Annotated in this window: 19 protein-coding genes; 3 read left to right on the top strand and 16 right to left on the bottom strand. The window is 60.1% G+C overall.

Going from position 1 to position 22,583, the window contains the following annotated elements; translation table 11 throughout:
* Positions 1–9: 9 nt before the first annotated feature.
* Both MLD04_RS05650 and MLD04_RS05645 read right to left on the bottom strand, forming a co-directional pair.
* The gene (locus tag MLD04_RS05650) at positions 10–1,089 is read right to left on the bottom strand and encodes a transporter (protein WP_248155629.1); all 1,080 of its coding nucleotides are present in this window, start codon (positions 1,087–1,089) and stop codon (positions 10–12) included.
* Positions 1,086–2,465 carry a sigma 54-interacting transcriptional regulator gene (locus MLD04_RS05645; RefSeq protein WP_248155626.1) on the bottom strand — a complete coding sequence of 460 codons (1,380 nt, stop codon included), beginning with the start codon at positions 2,463–2,465 and terminating at the stop codon, positions 1,086–1,088. The genes MLD04_RS05650 and MLD04_RS05645 overlap by 4 nt, the downstream gene beginning before the upstream one ends.
* Before the next feature lie 234 nt (positions 2,466–2,699).
* Here MLD04_RS05645 and senA point away from each other — a divergent pair, with 234 nt between their 5' ends.
* Positions 2,700–4,049 (top strand): selenoneine synthase SenA, encoded by a 1,350-nt coding sequence (senA, locus tag MLD04_RS05640; RefSeq protein WP_248155624.1) that lies wholly within the window; start codon positions 2,700–2,702, stop codon positions 4,047–4,049.
* Here senA and MLD04_RS05635 read toward each other — a convergent pair.
* The 11 genes from MLD04_RS05635 to MLD04_RS05585 form a co-directional block, all read right to left on the bottom strand.
* The gene (locus MLD04_RS05635) at positions 4,046–5,620 is read right to left on the bottom strand and encodes a cation:proton antiporter family protein (protein ID WP_248155622.1); all 1,575 of its coding nucleotides are present in this window, start codon (positions 5,618–5,620) and stop codon (positions 4,046–4,048) included. The genes senA and MLD04_RS05635 overlap by 4 nt on opposite strands.
* Positions 5,621–5,763: 143 nt before the next feature.
* Positions 5,764–7,050: a phosphoribosylamine--glycine ligase gene (gene purD, locus MLD04_RS05630; protein WP_248155620.1), complete on the bottom strand. Its 1,287-nt coding sequence runs from the start codon at positions 7,048–7,050 to the stop codon at positions 5,764–5,766.
* Positions 7,051–7,062: 12 nt separating this feature from the next.
* The gene (purH, locus tag MLD04_RS05625; protein ID WP_248155618.1) at positions 7,063–8,643 is read right to left on the bottom strand and encodes a bifunctional phosphoribosylaminoimidazolecarboxamide formyltransferase/IMP cyclohydrolase; all 1,581 of its coding nucleotides are present in this window, start codon (positions 8,641–8,643) and stop codon (positions 7,063–7,065) included.
* Between the two features lie 116 nt (positions 8,644–8,759).
* Positions 8,760–9,077 (bottom strand): DNA-binding transcriptional regulator Fis, encoded by a 318-nt coding sequence (fis, locus tag MLD04_RS05620; protein WP_248155616.1) that lies wholly within the window; start codon positions 9,075–9,077, stop codon positions 8,760–8,762.
* Positions 9,074–10,072 carry a tRNA dihydrouridine synthase DusB gene (gene dusB / locus MLD04_RS05615; RefSeq protein ID WP_379883174.1) on the bottom strand — a complete coding sequence of 333 codons (999 nt, stop codon included), beginning with the start codon at positions 10,070–10,072 and terminating at the stop codon, positions 9,074–9,076. Before dusB ends, fis begins: the two co-directional genes overlap by 4 nt.
* A 221-nt stretch (positions 10,073–10,293) precedes the next feature.
* Positions 10,294–11,469, bottom strand: a complete 1,176-nt coding sequence (locus tag MLD04_RS05610) for a DUF3426 domain-containing protein (protein WP_248155614.1) — start codon at positions 11,467–11,469, stop codon at positions 10,294–10,296.
* Positions 11,470–11,532: 63 nt separating this feature from the next.
* Complete coding sequence (prmA, locus tag MLD04_RS05605) at positions 11,533–12,429, bottom strand: 50S ribosomal protein L11 methyltransferase (protein ID WP_248155612.1); 897 nt, start codon at positions 12,427–12,429, stop codon at positions 11,533–11,535.
* 2 nt (positions 12,430–12,431) lie between these two features.
* On the bottom strand, positions 12,432–13,778 hold the full coding sequence (gene accC, locus MLD04_RS05600; protein WP_248155610.1) for an acetyl-CoA carboxylase biotin carboxylase subunit: 1,347 nt from the start codon (positions 13,776–13,778) through the stop codon (positions 12,432–12,434).
* Between the two features lie 18 nt (positions 13,779–13,796).
* Positions 13,797–14,258: an acetyl-CoA carboxylase biotin carboxyl carrier protein gene (gene accB, locus MLD04_RS05595; RefSeq protein WP_248155608.1), complete on the bottom strand. Its 462-nt coding sequence runs from the start codon at positions 14,256–14,258 to the stop codon at positions 13,797–13,799.
* A gap of 27 nt (positions 14,259–14,285) precedes the next feature.
* Positions 14,286–14,726, bottom strand: coding sequence for a type II 3-dehydroquinate dehydratase (gene aroQ, locus MLD04_RS05590; RefSeq protein WP_248155606.1), 441 nt, complete (start codon positions 14,724–14,726; stop codon positions 14,286–14,288).
* A 264-nt stretch (positions 14,727–14,990) separates the two neighbouring features.
* Positions 14,991–16,607 (bottom strand): diguanylate cyclase, encoded by a 1,617-nt coding sequence (locus tag MLD04_RS05585; RefSeq protein WP_248155604.1) that lies wholly within the window; start codon positions 16,605–16,607, stop codon positions 14,991–14,993.
* Positions 16,608–16,803: 196 nt separating this feature from the next.
* Here MLD04_RS05585 and MLD04_RS05580 point away from each other — a divergent pair, with 196 nt between their 5' ends.
* On the top strand, positions 16,804–18,792 hold the full coding sequence (locus MLD04_RS05580) for an EAL domain-containing protein (RefSeq protein WP_248155602.1): 1,989 nt from the start codon (positions 16,804–16,806) through the stop codon (positions 18,790–18,792).
* 22 nt (positions 18,793–18,814) lie between these two features.
* Positions 18,815–19,867, top strand: coding sequence for a DUF2333 family protein (locus MLD04_RS05575; protein WP_248155600.1), 1,053 nt, complete (start codon positions 18,815–18,817; stop codon positions 19,865–19,867).
* A 76-nt stretch (positions 19,868–19,943) separates the two neighbouring features.
* Here the strand turns inward: MLD04_RS05575 and ppa are convergent, their stop codons facing one another.
* From ppa to rpiA, 3 genes are all read right to left on the bottom strand, one after another.
* On the bottom strand, positions 19,944–20,471 hold the full coding sequence (gene ppa / locus MLD04_RS05570) for an inorganic diphosphatase (protein WP_008939567.1): 528 nt from the start codon (positions 20,469–20,471) through the stop codon (positions 19,944–19,946).
* 138 nt (positions 20,472–20,609) lie between these two features.
* Positions 20,610–21,749: an acyl-CoA dehydrogenase family protein gene (locus tag MLD04_RS05565; RefSeq protein WP_248155598.1), complete on the bottom strand. Its 1,140-nt coding sequence runs from the start codon at positions 21,747–21,749 to the stop codon at positions 20,610–20,612.
* Between the two features lie 139 nt (positions 21,750–21,888).
* The gene (gene rpiA / locus MLD04_RS05560) at positions 21,889–22,569 is read right to left on the bottom strand and encodes a ribose-5-phosphate isomerase RpiA (protein WP_008939565.1); all 681 of its coding nucleotides are present in this window, start codon (positions 22,567–22,569) and stop codon (positions 21,889–21,891) included.
* Positions 22,570–22,583: the final 14 nt, after the last annotated feature.

Below are 22,583 nucleotides of genomic sequence, written 5' to 3'. Positions count from 1 at the left end.
CCATCAGCCTCAAAGGCTGATGGGCAGTTTCAGCGTGATCTCGGTGCTAGGTGCACTCTCGGTCACCCCGATGCCGACCGACAGGGAAAGACTGGTGTCGGACGACAGTCTCTGGGAAAGACCGAAGGACAGTGTACCGACCTGGATCCGGTCAAAGGTGGCGTCGAACAGGTCGTTGTTCTGTTCGTAGGTTGTTTTCCGGATGATGGAGTGATCGTAGCTCAGGCTGAACGACGTGCGCTCGTTGAAGGCGAAGCCCATTCCAAAACCGAACCGGATCACGTCCCCGGGATCGATGGTGCCGCCATTCTCCGGCCCCTCGTCTTCTTCCTGGGTCCACACGTAACTCAGGTTGCCAAATAGCACGGCGGGGTCCGATGGGTAGATAAACGTGAAGCCCGGTTCGTAGGCCCAGTAGCCCGATCCGGTCGGCCGCTCTGCAAGCTCGACACCAATAGGGTTTCCATTGCTGTCGAATACGGTCTGTCGATCCACATCGTAGGGGCCGTCGCCGGTCGGAGCTTTCACCCTGAGAACGCCAATGACATACGGCCAGCCCTCGAGCCCATCATTGAGCTGGTAGCGCAGGGACAGTTCGACATCCCCGAGCCCCTCGCCGGACGATTCCCTCAGGGTGTCCACGGGGGTCCCCTGGAAGGCCTCGCGTTCCCTGAGGTCTTCACTGATGCGGATGTACGGGACTCGGAGCCCCGCTTCAAATCGACTGGTAAAGCCATATTTGAGCGTTGTGGCCGCAACAAAGACGTCTCTCTGTATCTCCGAAATATTGATCAGACCGACGAGCAGGGCGGGAATGACGGTATAACCCTCCACGGCCACCTGGAGGGAATTGCTGTGGGCATAGGAAAGGGCGGGTTCAATCGTGAACCGCCCGGGCCTTGTGACAATGCCCCGGTCCACGGTGATTGAGGCTACGTCGATGGCCGGGTCATGGCCTTCCTCCCGGACTGTCTCTAGGTCCGTGCCAGTGGGTACGGGTGTCGAGTCCCTGTCGGCCCTGGCACCATGAGCGAGCATGGAGTGGGTGAGTGAGATCACCGGGATAAGCCAAAGTGTTTTCCTGTTCATGGCGGACTTCCTTTCTGTCGCGGGTGGGAGTGTCGCAGAGCGGGCCCGTTGTGTTTGTCCATCAGTCGGTAGAAAGACACCCGGGAAATGCCGAGGAGCCTGGCTGCGGCGGAGACGTTGTGGTGGGTCAGTGCCAGACTGTAGGCGAGGGCTTCCCGGTCCGCCCGGTCACGGAAGGCAGTCAGTGTCGAAACGGTCGGACTGGTTCCGGGCCCGATGGATGAGAGTCCAAGGTCCTGAGGCTGAATGGCCGCCTGTTCGTGAAGCAGTTGCGCCTGACGCAATCGGTTCTGAAGCTCCCGGACATTGCCCGGCCAGGAATGGGTCATCAGGGCCTGTCGGGCAGCTTTGCTGACGCCCAGTGGGTGGGCTCCCGCATTGATCGCCGTGAGGAGTTCGTCCGTGAGCGCCGGGATGTCATCGGCCCGCTGTCTCAGTGGGGGCATCCGGATTTCCAGGCTGCCAATGCGGTAGAAGACGTCGCTGCGAAAGCGCGTTTCCTCAATCAGTCGGGGTAGCGGGGTACAGCAGGTCGACACGATCCGGGTGTCCACCTGAATGGGCCTTGAACCACCAACCCTTTCGATCTGCCCCTCCTGCAGAAACCGGAGCAGTGAGGACTGTTGCGCCAGGGTCAGTTCGTCAATGCCCGAGAATACAAGGGTACCCTGATGGGCGAGTTCGAGTTTTCCCCGATGTTGGCTGAGGGCATGGGTGAACGCGCCCTTTTCATGGCCAAACAGTTCACTCTGGGTCAGACTGGCCGGTAACGCGGCGCAGTTCACGACGACGAATGGCCCGGAGGCTCGCTGAGAGTGGTCATGCAGGAAACGGGCGGCGGCGTCCTTGCCTGTGCCCGGTTCTCCGGTGATCAGTACCGGCGCATCGCTTTCAGCAAACCGGCGGAGCAACAGGCGCACGGAACGGATCCGGTCGGACTGCCCGTTCAGCACGACGGTCCGGTAATCAGGTATTCCGGATATAACGGCTGCAGAGCGAAGTCGGGCCATGCCGTGCAGGTGCCCCAGGACATTGGCAAGCCGACGGTAGTCCAGGGGCTCGGTATGAAAGTCCGCGCAGTATCGTCGCACCAGCTGGCTGGCGGGGCTTTGAGACGGTGGCATGCTGGGTAACAGGGCAATCCAGGCGCTGAGCCCCAGTGCTTCCAGCCAGGCTTCCAGCCGAGGCAGTGTGGACTCGTCCAGGTGGTCCGGTTGCACAAGCCCGACCAGCGCGGCCTCGGGCACATCCGCTTGCACCGGAATGGGCTGGCGATAGTCGAATGGAAGAATGTCCCAGTGCGTTTTCAGGGACGCGAATTGATCAATGTTCTCGGGATCTGCCGACAACCAGACAAGCAGCCGCTTTTGGTTCATGGCGAGACTCCTGAAGAGTTGCCTGAGTGGAACAGTGCGGCGATGTTGAATACGGTGTTACTGCCTGGGCCGTTTCTTGAGAGATACGTATATTCAGTTTGTGTGCCACATTGAGTATTACTGCGGGCGTATGGGCAGTTAGGAAAAGACGCAATGCAACCGGTAACGGTAACTGTAAACCGCGTCGACATTTGACCGGCCAGACTGTGTGATCGGTAGAGGAGAAAAAGGCTGATGAAACCTGTTGAGTGGTCTCGGGAGCGCCTGCTGGCGGATCTGGAAAATGCCCGGCATCGCACGATCAACCTGGTCACGTCACTTTCCGATCGGCAACTGGACGTTCCCTACCATCCAGGGGTGAATCCTCCGCTCTGGGAGATGGGGCACGCCGCCTTTTTTTACGAGGTCTTTGTGTTCAGCCTGTTGGATGGCGCCCCCAGTTACGATCCCTCAATGGATGATTTATGGGATTCGTTTCACGTTGCCCACCGGGATCGCTGGCGAAAAGATCTGTTTCCGGGGCGGGAGCAAACCCTGGCCTACTTCAATACCATCTATGACCGGGTGGCGGACCGCATTCGTAATCAGTCCCTGTCTGACCGGGAACTCTATCTCTACCGCTACGCGATTTACCATCAGAACATGCACATCGAATCCCTGATCTGGTGTCGTCAGACAGCGGGATATCCGGCACCGGAAGACTTCAAAGCAGATCGCCCGGCGCCGTCGGAATCGCTGGCCGGTGATGTTGACATACCGGCCGGTCGCTGGCTCATCGGCATGCCCGGTGATTCCGGGGACTTTGCGACATCCGGTTTTGCGTTCGACAACGAAAAGCCCGGGTTCGAACTGGATCTGGAGGCGTTCCGGATCGCTCGTACGCCGGTTTCGAATCGCCAATTCCAGGCGTTTGTCGAGGATGGTGGTTATCAGCGTCCGGACCTGTGGTCGTTTGGTGGAAGAGCGTGGCTGCAGACGGAACAGGATATGGCGCTGGTGCATGGTTACGCGGAGCCACTGATGCGTCAGCCCCGTCACCCGCTGTACTGGCGTTGGCACGACAATCGCTGGGAAGAACGTCTGTTCGATCGTTGGCGGCTTTTGAACCCCGATGCGCCAGTCACCCATGTGAGCTACTGGGAAGCGGAAGCCTGGTGCAATTGGGCGGGCCGGCGTCTGCCCTCGGAGTTTGAGTGGGAAGTGGCGGCGCTGGCCAACCGCCCGGGACAGCCATTCCGGCGTTTTCCCTGGGGCAATGAGGCACCCGATCCCACCAGGGCCGACCTGGATGCCCGGAGTCAGGCACAGAATCCGGTCTGGGATTACGCTGCAGGCGACAGTCCCTTCGGTTGTCGGCAGATGGTGGGGTCCGTCTGGGAGTGGACCAGCAATCAGTTCCTGCCCTACGACGGGTTCCGGGTCGATATGTATCCGTTCATGTCGACGCTGCAATTCGGCGACCACAAGGTGACCCGGGGTGGCAGTTGTGCCACATCGTCCTGTCTGATCCGCGGCACTTATCGGCAGGCTTACCTGCCTTTCCGGAACGATGTCTTCACCGGTTTCCGGACCTGTGCGGTCTAGTCCACTTGTCGGGGTGCGGTGGCCGGGGAATCCGGGCCGATGTTCCGTATGTGACTGGCCAGAGCGACGCCGGTCTCATTCATGGTGAGGTAGGCGTCGTTGGCGCCGGCCTCCCGGATCTGGCGCGCTTCATCCTCGAACATCGTATGAGCGACAATGTAACCGCGGAATCCCATTTTGCGCAGGCTGCGCGCCGCGATCAGTTTTCCCTCGATATCACCGAGGGCCAGGATCACTGACCGTACCGAGGGCATGTGCAGGCCATTCCAGAAGGAAGCGTCCTCCGCGTCGGCGAACACCACATTTCGGCCCTCGTGCTGGTGCTTCCGGGCTTTCGCGGGGTCCGAGTCCAGTCCCATCAGGCGCGGCTCGCTCTCCTTGAGCCAGTCATAGGCTGCGGTGCCGGTACGCCCCATTCCCATGATCAGGACCCGGGTATTGCCCAGGGAGATGGGCTGCTCGTCCGGGTGGTGTTTGTCCGACTCGAAGCGCCCCAGCCGTTTCGCCAGACGCTCGTAGAGCGAATGGGCGATCCGGTTCAGCGGAGCGGAAACCAGGAATGACAAGGCTACCGAGAGGGCCAGTGGCACCAGCCACTGGGGCAGTGCGATGCTTGCGACAATCAGACCGAACTCGCTGTAGTTGGTCAGAGCAAGGGCGCTGAGGAAGCCGCTGCGTGCCCGCAGCCGGAAGGTCAGCAGCAGGAAAAAGAATAGCATCCCCTTGAACGGAAGCAGCAGGCCGGCGGCAACCGCGAATATCAGGGCCTGGGTGTCCGGAAGGCCTCCGATGCCGATCTGCAGGAAAAAGCCCACGAGAAAGACTTCCTTGACGCTCCACAGCGACTTGGAAAGTTCCTGGGAGCGGGGATGATTGGCCAGCATGGCGCCAAATACCAGGGCGCCCAGCTCGGAACTCAGACCGACCGACTCGAAACCATAGCCGCCCAATACCAGTGCCAGGAGGAGCCCCAGCAGGACCAGTAATTCATCGTGGCCGCTGGCATCCAGGAGTCGGAACAGGATGGGGCGCAACAGGGGCAGGCCGAAAACGATAAGCGCCCACTGTGACGGGGTTTGTCCCGCCGCGAGGCTCATCACCGCGAGGGCAAGCAGATCCTGCATGACCAGGATGCCGATCGCGACCCGGCCGTGAAAGGCCCGAAGCTCCCGCTTCGATTCCAGAACCTTGGCGGCCAGGACGGTGGAGGAGAATGACAGGGCAATCGACAGCATCAGCGCCGTTGTCCAGTCCAGAGTCATCAGAAGATGCAGGGCCGGGGTCAGGACCAGACAGGTGATGGCAAAGTGGAGCAGGCTGCCGCCAATGACTTCCGGGCTGATGATGGAGCGTAACTTGAGCTTGAGGCCGACAGTAAACAACAGCAGCAGGACGCCGACATGGGCGATGTGGCCAAGGACGTCGGTGGATTCTATGGTGATGCCGGTAGTTGCAGAGAGACCGCTCAGCAGGAATCCAGCCGTCAGATAGCCTACCAGTGGCGGCAGGCCGACGCCTTTAACCAGCAGGCCAAGAACAAACGCAAAGGAAATCCACAGAGCTTCGGGCATGGCACGGACGTTTCATTACAAAATGGAAATGCCCGCCAAGGCTACCCTTTTTTGAAGAGTGGTTGTAGTCATAACAGCCCGGGGAAGGGGGAAACGGGCATAAAAAAGCCCGGTCATTGACCGGGCTCTGTTTTCCGTCAGGATCAGCCTTCTTCCCGGGCGATTGCCCGGTAGGCAATGTCCTTGCGATAGAACGCGCCGTCCCAATGAATTTTCGCGGCAAGGGTGTAGGCCCGCTTCTGTGCCTCGGTAACCGTCTGGCCGAGCGCGGTGGCGCAGAGTACCCGACCGCCGCTGGTGACCACCGTATCGCCGTCCAGTGTTGTGCCCGCGTGGAACACCTTTTCGCCGTCTACTTCGGATTCCGGCAGGCCAGAAATGGCATCGCCCTTGTTGTAGCTGCCCGGATAACCGCCCGCGGCGAGTACGATGCCAACCGACGCACGGTCGTCCCACTCGGACTGGCACTGGTCCAGCTTGCCGTCGACCGCTGCCTGGCAGAGTTCCACCAGATCGGATTTCATGCGGAGCATGATGGGCTGTGTTTCCGGATCGCCGAATCGGCAGTTGTACTCGATAACCTTCGGAGCGCCACTGGCATCAATCATCAGGCCGGCGTAAAGGAAACCCTTGTAGGGATGCCCTTCGGCCGCCATGCCCCGGACCGTCGGATAAATCACTTCGTCCATGATGCGTTGGTGGACCTCCGGGGTAACGACCGGTGCCGGCGAGTAGGCGCCCATGCCACCGGTGTTTGGCCCGGTATCGCCGTCGCCGACCCGTTTGTGGTCCTGCGAGGTGGCCATGGGTAGCACGTGTTCGCCGTCGACCATCACGATAAAGGAGGCTTCCTCGCCTTCGAGGAATTCCTCGATCACGACACGGCTCCCGGCGTCGCCGAACGCATTGCCCGCCAGCATGTCCCGAATGGCCGATTCCGCTTCTTCCAGCGTCATGGCCACGATCACGCCTTTGCCGGCCGCCAGGCCGTCGGCCTTGACCACGATCGGTGCACCCTGCTCACGGACGTAGGCCAGGGCTTCGTCCATATCTGTGAAATTTCCATAGGCCGCAGTCGGAATCTTCTGGCGGGCCAGGAAATCCTTGGTGAAGGCCTTTGAGCCTTCCAGCTGGGCGGCTCCGGCACTGGGCCCGAAGATGCGCATACCGCGCTCTTCAAACCGGTCGACCACGCCGGCGACGAGGGGCGCCTCGGGACCAACGATGGTCAGACCAACGTTGTTGTCGGCGGCGAAATCGGCCAGTGCGTCCAGGTCCATCACGTCGATGTTGACGTTCTCGAGGCCGGGTTCGCGCGCCGTGCCGGCATTGCCGGGCGCTACGAAAACCGTCTCTGCCAGCGGAGACCGGGCAGCCTTCCAGGCCAGGGCATGTTCACGTCCGCCGCTTCCGATAACCAGAATGTTCATTCAGTGAGCTCCTCAGTGACGGAAATGGCGCATGCCGGTGAAAACCATGGCAATGCCGTGTTCGTTGGCGGCGTCGATGACTTCCTGGTCGCGCATGGATCCGCCCGGCTGGATCACCGCGGTAATGCCGGCTTCGGCGGCAGCGTCGATGCCGTCGCGGAACGGGAAGAAAGCGTCGGAAGACATCACCGAGCCCTTCACCTCCAGGTTCTCATCGGCGGCCTTGATGCCGGCAATCTTTGCACTGTACACCCGGCTCATCTGTCCGGCGCCGATACCGATGGTGCGACCAGCCTTGGCGTAGACAATGGCGTTGGACTTGACGTACTTGGCCACTTCCCAGGCGAACAGCAGATCGTTCAGCTCTTCTTCGGTGGGCTGGCGCTTGGTCACGACTTTCACATCGTCCATGGACACCATGCCGAGATCACGGTCCTGCACCAGCAAACCGCCGGTCACCCGTTTGAAGTCCAGCGCCTTGGCCCGTTCTGCGTCGAATTCGCCGCACGCCAGCAGGCGTACGTTTTTCTTGGCCGCGACGATCTCAACCGCTTCCGGTGCAATGGTTGGCGCGATGATCACTTCCACGAATTGCCGGTCGATGATGGCCCTGGCGGTGTCGGCATCCAGTTCACGGTTGAAGGCAATGATGCCGCCAAAGGCCGAGGTGGGGTCGGTGGCAAAGGCAAGGTCGTAAGCCTGGCGGATGTCTGCACCGATGGCCACACCACAGGGGTTGGCATGCTTGACGATCACGCAGGCCGGATCCGCGAAGGGTTTCACGCATTCAAGGGCGGCATCGGTATCGGCCACGTTGTTGAACGACAATTCCTTGCCCTGGAGCTGGCGGGCGGTTGCCACCGAAGCTTCCTTCGGCGTTCGCTCCGCATAGAACGCGGCCCGCTGGTGCGGATTCTCGCCATAACGCATGTCCTGAACCTTCACGAACTGGGCGTTGAAGGTGCGCGGGAAATCGGCGTTGTCGTTATCGGGTGTGCGTCCGCCCAGGTAGTTGGCGATGGCGCCATCGTAACCGGCGGTGTGCTCGAAGGCTTTGACGGCGAGATCGAAGCGGGTGGCGTGGGTTAGCTGGCCATCGTTATTGTCGAGTTCTTTCAGTACGCGACCATAATCGCTGGCGTTGACCACGATAGCGACATCGTTGTGGTTTTTTGCGGCTGCGCGAACCATGGTGGGGCCGCCAATATCGATGTTCTCGATGGCGGTGGCCAGGTCGCAGTCGGGGTTGGCAACGGTTTCCTCGAAGGGGTAGAGGTTAACCACCACCATATCGATCGGATCGATGCCGTGCTCGGTCATGACGTTATCGTCCGTTCCCCGGCGACCGAGTATGCCACCGTGAATTTTCGGGTGCAGGGTTTTGACCCGCCCGTCCATCATTTCAGGGAAGCCGGTGTAGTCGGAGACTTCGGTGACGGGAACGCCGTTTTCCCGGAGCAGACGGAAGGTGCCGCCGGTGGAAAGGAGTTCTACGCCGCGCTCGGTCAGGTCACGGCCAAAATCGACAATGCCGGTTTTATCACTAACGCTGATAAGGGCGCGGCGGACGGGGGTATTTGCCTGGTTTGACATGGTCACTTTCTTCGCTGGTCAGATAAGCCGGATAACATGGCGGGGCGACGATGGCCTCGCTGTAACGAACAAGGGCCTCGCGAACGTGATCCGGGAGGCCCTTGGGTCGGGTCAGATTATAGCAGACCGTACTGCTTCAGCTTCTTGCGCAGGGTGCCGCGATTCAGCCCCAGCATGGTCGACGCCTTGGTCTGGTTGTTGCGGGTGTATTTCATCACCTGCTCCAGCAAAGGCGCTTCGACCTCCGACAGAACCAGTTGGTAGACGTCGGTCACCGGAGCACCGTCGAGTTGCGAGAAGTAGTTTTTCAGGGCAACCTCCACACTGTCACGCAGGGTGACGCTGTTGCCACTGCTATTCACTGTCTGCAACTGATGAAGATCATCGTTTGCCGGGGTGCTCAGGTTTTCATTTGCCAAAGTCTCAGCGGTCATGCTGCGAATACCTCTCCATTTCGTAAGCCTGCAAAGTACTGTTCAATGCTGTCTTTCTGCTCCAACGCATCGTCGATGGCGTTAAAGCGTTTGCGAAACTGTTTGCTGCGATCATGGGACTGCAGATACCAGCCCACGTGTTTTCTGGCGATACGCACGCCCATCAGCTCACCATAAAACCGGTGCAGCTCCGTCAGATGTTCGGTCAGCAGGGCTTCCACCTCGTCCAGATCCGGTTCGGGCAGATGCTCCCCGGTTTCCAGATAATGCAGAATCTCCCGGAAGATCCAGGGTCGTCCCTGCGCTCCCCGGCCGATCAGGAGTCCGTCGGCGCCGGTGTGCATCAGAACCTGTCGTGCCTTCTCCGGCGAGGTAATGTCGCCGTTGGCGAACACCGGAATGCTGACCCGCGACTTGACGTCGGCGATGGTGTCGTACTCGGCATCGCCGTTGTACTTGTCTGCCCGTGTGCGACCGTGAATGGCCAGCGCCTGGATGCCGGCGTCTTCGGCCATTCTGGCAATGACTGCCGCGTTGCGGTTGTCTGCATCCCAGCCGGTGCGCATTTTCAGGGTCACCGGTACATCAACCGCGTTGACCACCGCTTCGAGGATGTCACGCACCAGAGTCTCGTCCTTCATGAGCGCCGAGCCGGCCGCCTTGTTGCAGACCTTCTTCGCCGGACAGCCCATGTTGATGTCGATGATCTGGGCGCCGAACTCGGCATTCTGCCTCGCTGCGTCGGCGAGCATTTCCGGGTCACCGCCGGCAATCTGTACCGAGCGGGGTTCGGGCTCTCCATCGTGGTTCAGGCGTGTGCGTGATTTGCGCGTATGCCAGAGCTTGCTATCTGCGATCACCATTTCCGATACCGCAAGTCCCGCCCCCAGTCTGCGGCAGAGCAGCCGGAAGGGGCGATCCGTTACACCGGCCATGGGTGCAACAATCAGCGGATTGGGCAGGGTGTACGGCCCGATTTTTGCCGTTGGCAACATGATCTGAGTCCGTGTCACAGCGGGTTTAGCAAGAGCCGGACAGAGTCGGCTGGTTAATTAATGACCGATCTTTTCCGGAGGGCGGTAATGATACCGTTGCCGTTGGCCGGATTGAAGGGGCTTGACAGCGAAAAAAGTTGATTATTTTTCGTTCTTTCTGGTTGACTTTTGTTCGCTTCGGTGGCCCCGGGTGCACGGTCAACCGGGATTGGCCGTTACGTTTACCGAGAGTAGGGGCGGAAACTGAGGTTGTAGTTCACGGCATCACGCCCCGGATCCCGGATGCGGATGGCGATCCGGACCGGCGTGTTGACCGGCATGGTCTCGAGATCTTTGGCCTCTCCGGCGATGTATTCTTCCGGTGTGAACACGCTCTGGGCCACAACATCTCCGTTCAGATTGGAGAAGGTCAGGGCGATGGCGGGGAACGGTTGCTCGAAGCTTGCCCGATTGATGATGACGGCATCAACCAGAAGTTGAGCGCGGTTCTCGGGATCGGTGCGCACCACCAGCTTCCGGCTCTGGATGGCGTCGACGTTGACCAGTGGCTTCAGGGTACAGCCGGCCAGCTCACAGCCCTTTTCATAGAAGGGGCGGAGTTCTGGAATGGCGGAAAGGCGATCAAACTGGAACCAGGTCACCTGGGCCACGAGAACGCCGATGAGCGTCAGAACCACCAGGCTCCACAGAATCTTGCGGAGGCCCGAGCCGGATCGCGTATCCACGGCCACAGGCTCGGTTCTGAGGTCGCCGAATGGCACGCCCGAGCGAACGGGTTCACCGACGCGATCCTGTTCCCGATCGATGTGGAATTCCGGTTCACGGGGTGCGGAAGCGGGCGGCGCCTCGGTTGTCGGGTTCGATGGTGCGGGCTCTGGCTCCGGCTCTGGCTCGAAGCGCTCCTGAGGCGGTGTTTCCCGAGGTGGTTGCTCCGGGCGGGACGAGGGTTCCTGCGCGGGGGCTTTCCGGCGGCCCGTGGGAGCCTCAGGCTCATCCAGCATGGCTTCGGCCCAGCTTTCATCGACTTCCTCCTGTTCGGACGTTTCGTCCGCGTCCTTGAAGTCGACCGTGGACTGTTCGTCGAAGGATCGGAAGCTGTCGCTCAGCTCGTCTTCGGAGAAGGTCAGTTTCGACCCCGCGTAGCGGCCTTCCTCCGCATCCTCCTCCGGATTGTCTGCGAACACGAAGTCTTCTTCGGAGGTGGTCGAGGTGGCTGGACTGCTCTGGGCGGTGGCCGCAGGTTTTGTCTCTGGCCGGATCTGGTGGTCGATGGCGTTAAACACTTCCATGCAGTTCCCGCAGCGGACTTTCCCCCCGGCGACTCCGAGTTGCTGATCGGTGACCCGGAAGCGGGTCTGACATTTGGGGCACTGGGTCTGCAGGCTGCTCTGGGTCATGCTTCGTTCCTGAAAGCGGCTTGTACTACAAATGTCGGAGTTTAGTCGGTAATGCCGGGCCCGTCATCTGTCCCTGCGTCGTCCTGTGAGGCGTATCCACTCTTCGCGTTGTTCCGGTTCGTCCATGATGAACCAGGGATCGTAGGCCTCCATGACCTCCCGGGCCTGGTTGGACAGAATGCCGGACAAGACGAGGTCGCCACCCGGGCGCGTCAGGCTCGCCAGGTGTGGGGCAAGTCCAATCAATGGCTGGGCCAGTATGTTGGCCAGCATGACATCGCAGGTATCGTCGGGTTCATGCTCCGGCAGATAGAGGTCGAGCAGGTCGTCCTGGACACCATTGCGGCGGGCATTTTCCCGGCTTGCTTCCAGTGCCTGCTGGTCGGTGTCGACCCCGGTAACGTGGCGCGCCCCGAGAAGCAAGGCGGCGAGGCCCAGGATGCCGGAGCCGCAGCCGTAGTCGATGACATCCTTGCTCTGAACGTCCTGTCCGTCCAGCCATTCCAGGCACAGGGCGGTGGTGGGGTGGGTGCCGGTACCGAAGGCCAGTCCCGGATCCAGCATCAGGTTGGCCGCGTCCGGATCCGGTGCCTCGTGCCAGCTGGGCACAATCCAGAGTCGCTCGCCGAATTTCAGGGGCTGGAAATCGTCCATCCAGGCCCGCTCCCAGTCCTTGTCCTCAACCAGCGTGACCTCGATGTCCGCCAGTGACTGCTGGGTCTGCTGGTGCCAGGCATCCTGAACGGCGGCGCACAATTGTTCGATATCGCGGTCGGACTGGAACAGACCAGTGACGGTGGTCTGGCTCCAGAGAGGCGTGGTTCCCGGGTCGGGTTCGTACAGGGGCTGGTCGGCAGCGTCTTCCATGGAGACGGCGTCAGCGCCGAGCTCCATGAGCAGATCCTCCAGCTGATCCGCGTTGTCCGGATCAGCCGGGATCTGGAGTTGTATCCAGGGCATGGTTATTCCCGCATCAGTTTTTCCAGGTAGTGGATGGTGAAGTCTACCTGTTTGAAGCCGCCATCGCGTACCAATCTTCGATGCAGGGGTTGGTTGGTCTTGATGCCTTCGACCACCATCTCGTCCAGTGCTGTCTTCATGCGGCGCCGGGCAATCTCCCGGTCATCGCCCCAGGTGATCAGCTTGGCCACCAGGGAGTCGTAGTAGGGCGGTACCGTGTAGCCACTGTAAAGATGGGAGTCGACGCGAACCCCGTAGCCACCGGGCGCGTGGTAGTGCTTGATCTTGCCGGGGCTGGGAACAAAGGTTTGCGGGTCTTCAGCATTGATGCGGCACTCCAGTGCGTGACCGGAAATGCGGATTTCGTCCTGGTTATACTGCAGAGGCTCACCGCTGGCGATGCGCAGTTGCTCGCGCACGATGTCCACGCCGGTGACCATCTCCGACACCGGATGCTCCACCTGTACCCGCGTGTTCATCTCGATGAAGTAGAACTCACCGTCCTGGTACAGGAACTCGAACGTGCCGGCACCGACATAGCCGATTTCCTTGCAGGCATCGACACAGGCCTTCAGGGTCTTGGCCCGGGATTCCGGGTTGATGTTCGGTGCCGGTGCCTCTTCGATAACCTTCTGGTTGCGGCGCTGCATGGAGCAGTCGCGATCGCCCAGATGGATGACATTCCCGTGCATGTCGGCGAGGACCTGAACTTCCACATGGCGGGGCGCCTCAAGGAATTTCTCGAGGTACACGGTGGGATCACCGAAGGCGTTCTTGGCTTCACTCTGGGTGATCTGGATCGCCTTGAGCAGGGACGCCTCGGAGTGCACAACCTGCATGCCGCGACCACCGCCGCCGGAAGCGGCCTTGATCATCACCGGATAACCGATCTGGCGGGCGATTTTCAGCGTTCGCTCGTCGTCGTCGGTGAGTGGCCCGTCAGAACCCGGAACCGTGGGCACCCCGGCCTTTTTCATGGCCTCGATGGCAGACACCTTGTTGCCCATCAGGCGAATGGTTTCGGCCTTGGGACCGATGAACCGGAAGCCGCTTTTTTCAACCTGTTCGGCGAAGTCGGCGTTCTCGGCCAGGAAGCCATAACCGGGATGGATCCCGACGGAATCGGTCACTTCGGCGGCGCTGATGATGGCAGGAATGTTCAGGTAGCTGTCGGTTGCGCTGTTCGGGCCAATGCAGACGGATTCGTCTGCCAGTCGAACGTGCATGAGATCCCGGTCAACCTGGGAATGCACGGCGACCGTCTTGATGCCCAGTTCCTTGCAGGCGCGCAGGATACGCAACGCGATTTCACCGCGGTTTGCGATCAGAACTTTTTCTAACATGGCCATGAGTAGCTATCACCCAGTTCAGGAAATGACGACCAGCGGCTGGTCAAACTCCACCGGCTGGCCATTTTCGACCAGGATATCCGTGACGGTACCGGCCTTGTCGGCTTCGATCTGGTTCATCATCTTCATCGCTTCAACGATGCAGATGACGTCGCCCTTGTTGACGGTCTGGCCCACTTCCACAAACGCCTGTGCGGTCGGCGACGGCGCCCGGTAGAACGTGCCTACCATCGGTGATTTAACCGTGTGGCCGGCAGGGACGTCGGGGGCAGCAGGCTGCTCCGCCGCAGGCGCAGGAGCCTCTGCCGGTGCAGCGGCCTGAGGTGCCGGCGCCGGAGCATGACTTACATAATGGGTCGCAGCCGGTTGCTCGCGGCGGCGGGAGATTCGGACCGAGTCGTCGCCCTCCTGGATTTCGAGTTCTTCGACGTCGGACTCTTCGAGCAGTTCGATGAGCTTCTTGATTTTGCGAATATCCATAGCTAATCCAGTCCCGTTGTGTCTGGTCTATCGGTGAATTCGTTGCAGGGCGGCCTGAAGGGCGAGATCGTACCCCTGGCTGCCCAGTCCGCAGATAACGCCCTCGGCGATATCGGAGAAGTAGGAGTGATGGCGGAACGGTTCGCGCGCATGCACGTTGGACAGGTGCACCTCGATAAACGGAATGCCTGCCGCCAGAATGGCGTCCCGCAGGGCCACGCTGGTATGGGTGAATGCGGCGGGATTGATAATGATGAAATCAACGCCTTCTGTCCGCGCTTCGTGCACCCGGTCAATCAGTTCGTATTCGGCGTTCGACTGGAGATGGAGCAGGTGATGGCCATGGGCCGCCGCCGTCTCCTTCAGCCGGTCATCGATGTCACTCAGGGTCTCGTAGCCGTACACCTCGGGTTCTCGGGTGCCGAGCATGTTCAGGTTTGGGCCGTGGAGCACGAGAATGGTGGACATGATTGCTTCCGTCTTGCTGTCTTTTTTACAGGATCGCCGAAAATCGAGGCATTTTCCCACAATGGTGCGTGCTTGTTTTCCTCAGATCAACACTTTTTGACAATCTTTCGTGTTGGCCATTGGTCGTAAAAAGACAGCGCGATCATCGAACTGGAACCTTCGTTGATGACAATCATTGTCGTCAACGGCCGGGGTAACTTCCATTCGACGTTGGTTTCATAGCGGAAGGTCGCGGGGCAGCTGGGTGCTGCCCCGGCGAAGGGGTCAGGCATCGGCTGCGGTCACGCAGTTACGGCCGTGTTCCTTGGAGCTGTAAAGCGCCCGGTCGGCCCGCTCACAGAGGGCCTGGGAACTGTCACCCTGCCAGGCGGCGACACCACAACTGAAGGTGACATTGAACTCACGGTCGCCGGCGGGCTGCTGCAGTTCTGAAAAACGTTCCCGGATTTCGTTGAGCACGTTTCGGGCATCACTGATGCGGGTGTTGGGCAGGATGATGGCGAACTCTTCACCACCGTACCGGCCGATGTGGTCGGTTTTTCGCAGTCGCTGCTTGAGGAACATGGACAGACTGCGCAGGACCCGATCCCCGATGGGATGGCCAAAGGTGTCGTTCACCTTCTTGAAATAATCGATGTCGATCATGGCAAAGCACAGAGGTTGGTCTTTCTGCCGAGCGCGCACGATCTCCTGATCCAGGAGGTGGAGCGTGTGGGTGTGGTTGTACAGGCCGGTCAGGCTGTCACGGATCATCAGAGCGAGCAGGGAGCGGGCCCGGCGCCCACGGTTGTGAATGGTGGCGACCAGGTGCTTGGGATCGATGGGCTTGGTCAGGAAGTCATCGCCGCCAAGGCTCATGGCGTGCAGCTGTTTGGAAACGTCTTCCTCGGCAGACAGGTAGATGATCGGAACACTGTGAAAACGGTCCTGCTGGCGAATCACCCGCGCGATCTCCATGCCGGTGCAACCGGGCATGTACATATCCAGGATGATGATTTCCGGTGAGAATTCCTCCAGTGCGTGGATGATCTGCATGGGGTCGGTGATGATGTGGGCGGTCATCCCGGCCTTTCGCAGCACCGTTTCCATGTACTTGGCCTGGGCCCGGGAGTCGTCCAGAACCAGCACCCGATAGGGTTCGACGGTGTTGCCATGGGTGTAGGTCTCGATCTTTTCGATCAGCTGTCCGGGATCGACAGCCGGATAGAAGAATTCCTCGCCGCCACAGCGGGACGCCCGCAGCCGCGTCTCGATAGTGCCGTCCTCATCGCTCATGAAGATGATGGGAATGGGGGTTTCATGGCGTTCCTGCAGGCGTTCGATCGCGGCGATGCCGGCGTCCGGAGCGTCACCTCCGAATTTGATGTCCATCAGGATGGTTTCGGGTTTATGCAGGGCGCAGGCTTCAATCAGATCGTCTGCCCGGGAAAAGGCCGAGGCACGGAAGCCGAAGAATTCCAGCTGCCGGATAAGCCGGTTGGCCATCTCATCGTTTTCCAGTGCGATGTAGATGGGGGTGCGGCGGTATTGATGCGGGGCTTCATCGCTGTTCTGATCGGTGCGTCGAAGCGTGCTGCGACAGAGAATCTCCATGGCATCCTGCAGCGGTGCCCAGAGATCGTCGGCCGGGTCGCCACCGGCGGGCCACTGGTCCATCAGTGTCAGAACCCTCTGCCCGGCCTCTGCGTGGGAAACCATTTCGAAGCGCTGGGCATAACGAACCAGTTTTTCTGCGGCACTCGCCAGTTCGTCACGGTGAGCGGTGGCCAGTGAGTGATCGGAGTGAATCTTCTGCCAGGTATCCAGGACCACCCGAGCCTGGGTGGTGACGCGACGCGCGAAGTGTTGCCTGAGTTTCTCTTTCTGGCTTTCGTCGTTCATTGTGCTCCGGTCCGTCCTTTTCTCATTATCGGTCGTCCTGCCCGGTGCGGACGATTTTTTAACCTTAGTGCTTTTGCAGAGTCTATAGTGTTTAAAGTTGTCGGCGTAGGTAGCGCTATGTAAATGTTTGTCAACTCTGGGGTGCAGATCACAGTCCGTTCGCGGTCTGGCGCACGGCCCCTCCGGAGCGCATTGGATGGCACGGAAGCGTGACCCACAATCTGTCAGGCACCAGCGGGGCGTGATTACTCTGCGAACCCTCCTGCTGATCTTCACCGGAGGTTTGCTGGTTCTGGTGCTGTTGTCCGGCTTTTTCACCAGTTACAGCCACTTCCGGAGCTATGTTTCGGAGCAGCTGGCGGGTCAGGCCCGGGACGGTGCGACGGCGGTGGGGCTGTCGCTGTCCAATGCCATTGATGGCCGTGACCGGGTAGCGGCAGGCTCACTGATCGACTCGGTATTCGACAGTGGCCGGTACCTCAGCGTTGTGTACCTGGATAATCAGGGGCAGGTCATCGTCGGGCGCAGTCGGACCCTTGAGGATATCGGTGTACCCGGTTGGTTCCGCTCTCTTGCCCACCTGCCATTGCCGGTGGCCCGGGCCGAGGTGGTGCGGGGCTGGAGTCGGCTCGGATCCGTGCAGGTGGTGAGCGATCCGGGGCGGGCCTATCGGGATCTATGGCGAATTACCTCCGGCCTGGTGGTGGCCATCCTGGTGATTGGCGGGATCGGCCTGTTCGTCCTGTTCCTGACACTGGCTAGAGTCCTCAGGCCCCTAAGCGCTCTTGAAGAGCAGGCACAAGCGCTTGGTCGGCGGGAGTTCCGCCGTCATGTCACGGTACGTTCCACCCGTGAACTCAATCAGGTCACGACAGCCATGAACCAGATGGCAGACGACCTGGGGCATCTGTTCGAAGGCCAGGCCAAACTCATCCAGCATTTTCGTCGGGTGAACAACGAAGACCCGGTTACCGGTCTGGCCAGTCGTAGTGCCTTCGACCAGCGACTCAAAGCAGAGGTCGAATCCGAGGAGCGATTCGCGCCCAGTGTGCTGATGTTGATCCAGTTGCGGGACTTCGCCGGCTTCAATGATGCCTATGGTCGCCTCGAAGGCGACCGCCTGCTGATCCGGATTGCGGGTGTCATCCGGGAGTTCCTGTCCAGGCATGCCGGAAGCTTTGCAGGGCGCCGGACGGGCGCCGAGTTTGCCGTTTACCTGCCTGGTGCGGTACCGGCTGACGCCGGCATCTGGTGTCGGGATCTGCTGTCCGAGTTGGACGGCATTTATGCGGATCAGGCCTCCCCGGCCGAAGTCGCGGTGCACGCTGGGGTTGCGAAGACCGCGGTTGGCGTCAATGCCCGTGAACTCATGTCTGCTGCCGATGAAGCGCTCAGACACGCGCAGTCTCACGAAGAATCGGCGTGCCATTTCGCCAACGGTGAACAGGAGCGCCACCACAACAATGACACCTGGCGAGCGATCATCAGCGAGGCCATTTTGAGGGAGCGCTTCTCCTTCTGGCTTCAGCCGATGTTTGCGGAACACTCCGAAACGCCTTTATACCACCAGGTTTTTTCCCGGTTGCAGGCACCCGAGGGCGAGCTGAAGGCGGGGGTGTTCGTGCCGATGGCCGAGCGTTTTGGGCTGATCGAGGATATCGATCGATTGCAGGTCCGGCGTGTACTGGACTGGCTGGCAAGTCGACCCGACCAATCGTTTGCCGTTTCCATTGCCGGCGCCTCCATCGCCAGTGAGCGGTTCCGGCGGGATCTTCTGGTCTGGCTCGAGGAAGCGGGCGAGGCATCCCGGCATCTCTGGATTGGCATTTCCGAGCAGACTATCCATCATCATCGTACCCCGGTGGGGCTTCTCGTAAGAGCTCTGGGCCGCCTTGGAGTGCCGGTTGTGGTAGATCGCTTCGGTGTGGGTGGGGTGCCATTCAGCTATCTCAAGAATCTGAGATTTCAGGCGCTGCGTATCGATAACAGCTTCATTCATAACATCGACAGCCACGAAGAGAACCGGTTTTACCTGGAATCCGTGGTGTCGATCGCCCATAGTCGGGGTGTTCAGGTTTTTGCCAGCGGCGTTGAAACCGCGTCGGAGTATGCCGTGATCGGTAAACTGGGTATCGATGGCGCCATGGGGTACCATTTGGGTCGACCGTTCGCGGCGAACCAATAACCGGAAAGGGACTAGGAGTCTTATGTCAGGCAGAATCAGACGGTTCTTCAGGGATCGTAAAGAGGACGTTCAGGATTACACCGGCGGGTCCGGTATTATCGGCAAATTCGTGCTTGCCGTCCTGGTGATTTACCTGCTGGTGGCCGTGGTTCTCGGGTTCTACTGGAGTGATGAGCCGGAAACCTTCTCGGTGCGGGAGAATACCCGGGCAGTGGCCAATGCCATGGGGCGTGAACCGGTGACCGGATTTGCCACCACCAGTACCCTCATTCGCATTGCCGAAACGCTGCTGGACAAGCCCGGTGGCTACCTGACCAACGACATCTTTCCCCCCGGGCTGTGGCTCGACAATATTCCGAGCTGGGAATACGGCGCCCTGGTGCAGGTGCGAGACCTGGCGAGGGCCATGCGTCGGGACATCGCTCGATCCCAGAGCCAGTCCGCCGAAGACCCGGATCTGGTCGTGGCCGAGCCCCAGTTCAACTTTGACAGTAACAGCTGGGCGATTCCTTCCACCGAATCCGAATACCGTCGCGGCATTGCTGCGCTGAAACGCTATCTCGACCGGTTGTCCTCAAATGGCCAGAACAGTGCCCAGTTTTTCGCACGGGCCGACAACCTGAATAACTGGCTGGCGGATCTGGAAACCCGGTTGGGCAGTCTGTCCCGAAATCTGGGCGAGAGTGTGGGCAAGGCATCGATCTCCGACGCCATGGTCGATGTTGACGCCGACCAGGCCCTCCAGGAAATCCCGGACGGGGAGGAAGTGAAAACCCCCTGGACGCAGGTCGACAACGTGTTTTACGAGGCTCGCGGCAGTGCCTGGGCGTTGCTCCATATCTTCCGTGCCATTGAAGTCGACTTCCGGAAGGTGCTCCAGGACAAGAACGCGATGGCGAGCGTGAAACAGATCATCATTGAACTCGAAGGCACCCAGGAACCCATGTGGAGCCCGGTTATTCTCAATGGCAGCGGCTTTGGAATCCTGGCCAATCATTCGCTGACCATGGCCGCCTATCTGTCCCGTGCCAACGCCGCAATCAGTGATATGCGGGACCTGCTGTCCAGAGGCTGAACGACCCGGAACCGGGTATCCAGGCATAAAAAAGCCGCGACCGGAGTCGCGGCTTTTTGTTTCGCATCGACCTGAATCAGCCTTTGTAGGCCTTGATCGAATCTTCGATGGCCTTCTTGGCAGCGGCGGCGTTGTCCCAACCCTGAACCTTGACCCATTTGCCCGGCTCGAGAGTCTTGTAGTTCTCGAAGAAGTGCTGGATCTGGTCACGCAGCAGTTCCGGCAGGTCTTCGATTTCCCGCACGTTGTGGTAAGACTGGGTCAGCTTGTCGTGGGGTACCGCGACCAGCTTGGCGTCGCCACCGGCTTCGTCTTCCATGTTCAGTACGCCGATCGGGCGGCACCGGATGACGGAGCCGGCCTGTACTGCGTAAGGCGTGACAACCAGTACGTCGAGGGGGTCGCCGTCGTCAGCCAGGGTGTGCGGAATGAAGCCGTAGTTGGCCGGGTAGAACATCGGAGTCGCCATGAAACGGTCTACCAGCAGGGCGCCCATGTCCTTGTCCAGTTCGTACTTGACCGGGGAGCTGTTCGCCGGAATCTCGATGGCAACGTAGATGTCTTCAGGCGGGTTCTTGCCTGCGGGAATGTTGTCGAATTGCATGTGCGATCCTTCCTGGTACGTTGAAGTGCGTTTGACTACGGTGAAAAAGTGGGCGCAATTATACGGGAGTCTCCTGCAGTTCGAAACTAAACCTTGGTCGTTGAGTACGGTGCGTGCCCCTTGCACCAAATCTTAAGGCTACAACTGGATCTGCTTGGCAATCAGCTCTTTCATGATCTCCGTAGTGCCGCCGCCGATGGACAGGATCTTGGCATCACGATACAGGCGCTCCACCACCGACTCCCGCATGTAGCCCATGCCGCCGAACAGCTGCACTGCCTCGCGGGTGACCTTCTCGCACACGTCCACCGAGAAATTCTTGGCCATGGCGACCTGTTTGATCGGGTTCTTGCCGGCCTGCATCAGGGCCGCGCAGCGGTAGGTGTACTCGCGGGCAATGTCGATCTGGGTGGCCATGTCCACCAGCTTGTGGCGGGTCACCTGGAAGCCCGCGATGTTCCGGCCGAACGCCTGTCGCTGCTGTGTGTATTCCAGGGCGGCCTCGTAGGCGAGCTGGGCGGTCATGTAGGCCATGATGGATAGCATCAGCCGTTCCGCCAGGAAGTTACTCATGATGACAATGAAGCCCGCATTCTCGGCACCGATCAGCCGGTCTGCCGGCACACGGCAGTCCTCGAAGAAGAGTTCGGCTGTATCGCTGGCCCACCAGCCCATTTTGCGGAGCTTTCGGCCTCTCGAGAAACCAGGCATGTCCCTGTCGATGAGTAGCAGACTGATGCCGCTGTGACCTTCGCCACCGGTGCGGACCGCCACCGTATAGTGGTCAGCTCGCATGCCGCTGGTGATGAAGGTCTTGCTGCCGTTGACGATGTAGTGGTCGCCGTCCCGCACGGCGCGGGTTCTGAGACTGGCGACGTCGGAGCCGCCGCCGGGTTCGGTAATGGCCAGGGCGGAAATGGTTTCGCCTCGCAGGACGGGGGGGACGATCTGCTCGCGAATGTCCTTTCTGGCCCATTTCGCTACTGGCGGCAGGCCGATGTCCAGGGAGCCAAGTCCGGCCACAAGGCCGCCGGACGTGGAGCGCATGAGCTCCTCGGAGATGGCCACTTTCAAAAAGATATCGCCTTCACCCGTTCCGCCCAGTTCCTCTGGGAAACCAACGCCCAGCAGTCCGGCATCGCCGGCCTTTCGATAGAGATCCCTGGGGAATTCCCCGGCTTCTTCCCAGTCGTTGATGTGAGGCAGTACGTGGGTTTGGATAAACTTGCGGGCACTCAGACGTGCCTGTTCGTGGGTATCGTTGAAGTAATCGGACACAGTCGGGCTCCCAGCCAGTCAACATGGATGAGTGCAGTGTCCCTCAGAAATCGATACCAAGCAAGCGCTTGGTTTGGTGTTGTGCGGGCACAAAAAAGGCTGGCCTTAAATGCCAGCCCTGTGCAGACCTGCGTTCGGATCAGATGCCTTTTCGGGGAATGCTCTTGACGCCCTCGGCGGTGCCCAGCAGCAGAAGGTCGGCTGGCCGGCGGGCGAACAGGCCGTTGGTGACCACGCCAACAATGTTGTTGAGCTGCTCTTCGACGTGGATCGGGCGGGTAATGTCGAGGTTGTGAATGTCCAGGATGACGTTGCCATTATCGGTGGTGAAGCCTTCCCGGTACACCGGGTCACCGCCGAGTTTCACGATTTGCCGGGCAACGTAGCTGCGGGCCATGGGGATCACCTCAACCGGCAGGGGAAAATCGCCGAGTACGCCGACCTGTTTGGATTCGTCGGCAATGCAGATGAAGGTTTTTGCCACAGCGGCCACAATTTTTTCCCGCGTCAGTGCGCCACCGCCGCCCTTGATCAGCTCCAGGCGTTCGTTGGTTTCATCGGCGCCGTCTACGTAAAACTCGAGGGTGTTGGCGCTGTTGAGATCGTAAACCGGAATGCCGTGGCCCTTGAGCCGCTCAGCCGTCGCTTCGGAGCTTGCCACCGCGCCATCGAATTCCGCCTTGTGCTCGGCCAGCAGGTCGATAAAGAAATTGGCGGTGCTGCCGGTGCCGACGCCGACAATGCTGTCGCGGTTCAGGCGCGGGGCAATATACTCTACGGCGGCTTTGGCCACGGCCTGTTTGAGTTCGTCCTGATTCATTTCTGGCTCCGGAT

The sequence above is a fragment of the Marinobacter koreensis genome, from assembly GCF_023156285.1.
Lineage (GTDB): Bacteria > Pseudomonadota > Gammaproteobacteria > Pseudomonadales > Oleiphilaceae > Marinobacter > Marinobacter koreensis.
Note: the sequence above shows the minus strand (reverse complement) of the source record. Positions and strands in the feature narration are given on the sequence as shown.

Coding starts and splice junctions, on each gene's coding strand:
- MLD04_RS05650 (WP_248155629.1), bottom strand. CDS start 1,089: ATGAACAGGAAAACACTTTGGCTTATCCCGGTGATCTCACTCACCCAC.
- MLD04_RS05645 (WP_248155626.1), bottom strand. CDS start 2,465: ATGAACCAAAAGCGGCTGCTTGTCTGGTTGTCGGCAGATCCCGAGAAC.
- senA (WP_248155624.1), top strand. CDS start 2,700: ATGAAACCTGTTGAGTGGTCTCGGGAGCGCCTGCTGGCGGATCTGGAA.
- MLD04_RS05635 (WP_248155622.1), bottom strand. CDS start 5,620: ATGCCCGAAGCTCTGTGGATTTCCTTTGCGTTTGTTCTTGGCCTGCTG.
- purD (WP_248155620.1), bottom strand. CDS start 7,050: ATGAACATTCTGGTTATCGGAAGCGGCGGACGTGAACATGCCCTGGCC.
- purH (WP_248155618.1), bottom strand. CDS start 8,643: ATGTCAAACCAGGCAAATACCCCCGTCCGCCGCGCCCTTATCAGCGTT.
- fis (WP_248155616.1), bottom strand. CDS start 9,077: ATGACCGCTGAGACTTTGGCAAATGAAAACCTGAGCACCCCGGCAAAC.
- dusB (WP_379883174.1), bottom strand. CDS start 10,072: ATGTTGCCAACGGCAAAAATCGGGCCGTACACCCTGCCCAATCCGCTG.
- MLD04_RS05610 (WP_248155614.1), bottom strand. CDS start 11,469: ATGACCCAGAGCAGCCTGCAGACCCAGTGCCCCAAATGTCAGACCCGC.
- prmA (WP_248155612.1), bottom strand. CDS start 12,429: ATGCCCTGGATACAACTCCAGATCCCGGCTGATCCGGACAACGCGGAT.
- accC (WP_248155610.1), bottom strand. CDS start 13,778: ATGGCCATGTTAGAAAAAGTTCTGATCGCAAACCGCGGTGAAATCGCG.
- accB (WP_248155608.1), bottom strand. CDS start 14,258: ATGGATATTCGCAAAATCAAGAAGCTCATCGAACTGCTCGAAGAGTCC.
- aroQ (WP_248155606.1), bottom strand. CDS start 14,726: ATGTCCACCATTCTCGTGCTCCACGGCCCAAACCTGAACATGCTCGGC.
- MLD04_RS05585 (WP_248155604.1), bottom strand. CDS start 16,607: ATGAACGACGAAAGCCAGAAAGAGAAACTCAGGCAACACTTCGCGCGT.
- MLD04_RS05580 (WP_248155602.1), top strand. CDS start 16,804: ATGGCACGGAAGCGTGACCCACAATCTGTCAGGCACCAGCGGGGCGTG.
- MLD04_RS05575 (WP_248155600.1), top strand. CDS start 18,815: ATGTCAGGCAGAATCAGACGGTTCTTCAGGGATCGTAAAGAGGACGTT.
- ppa (WP_008939567.1), bottom strand. CDS start 20,471: ATGCAATTCGACAACATTCCCGCAGGCAAGAACCCGCCTGAAGACATC.
- rpiA (WP_008939565.1), bottom strand. CDS start 22,569: ATGAATCAGGACGAACTCAAACAGGCCGTGGCCAAAGCCGCCGTAGAG.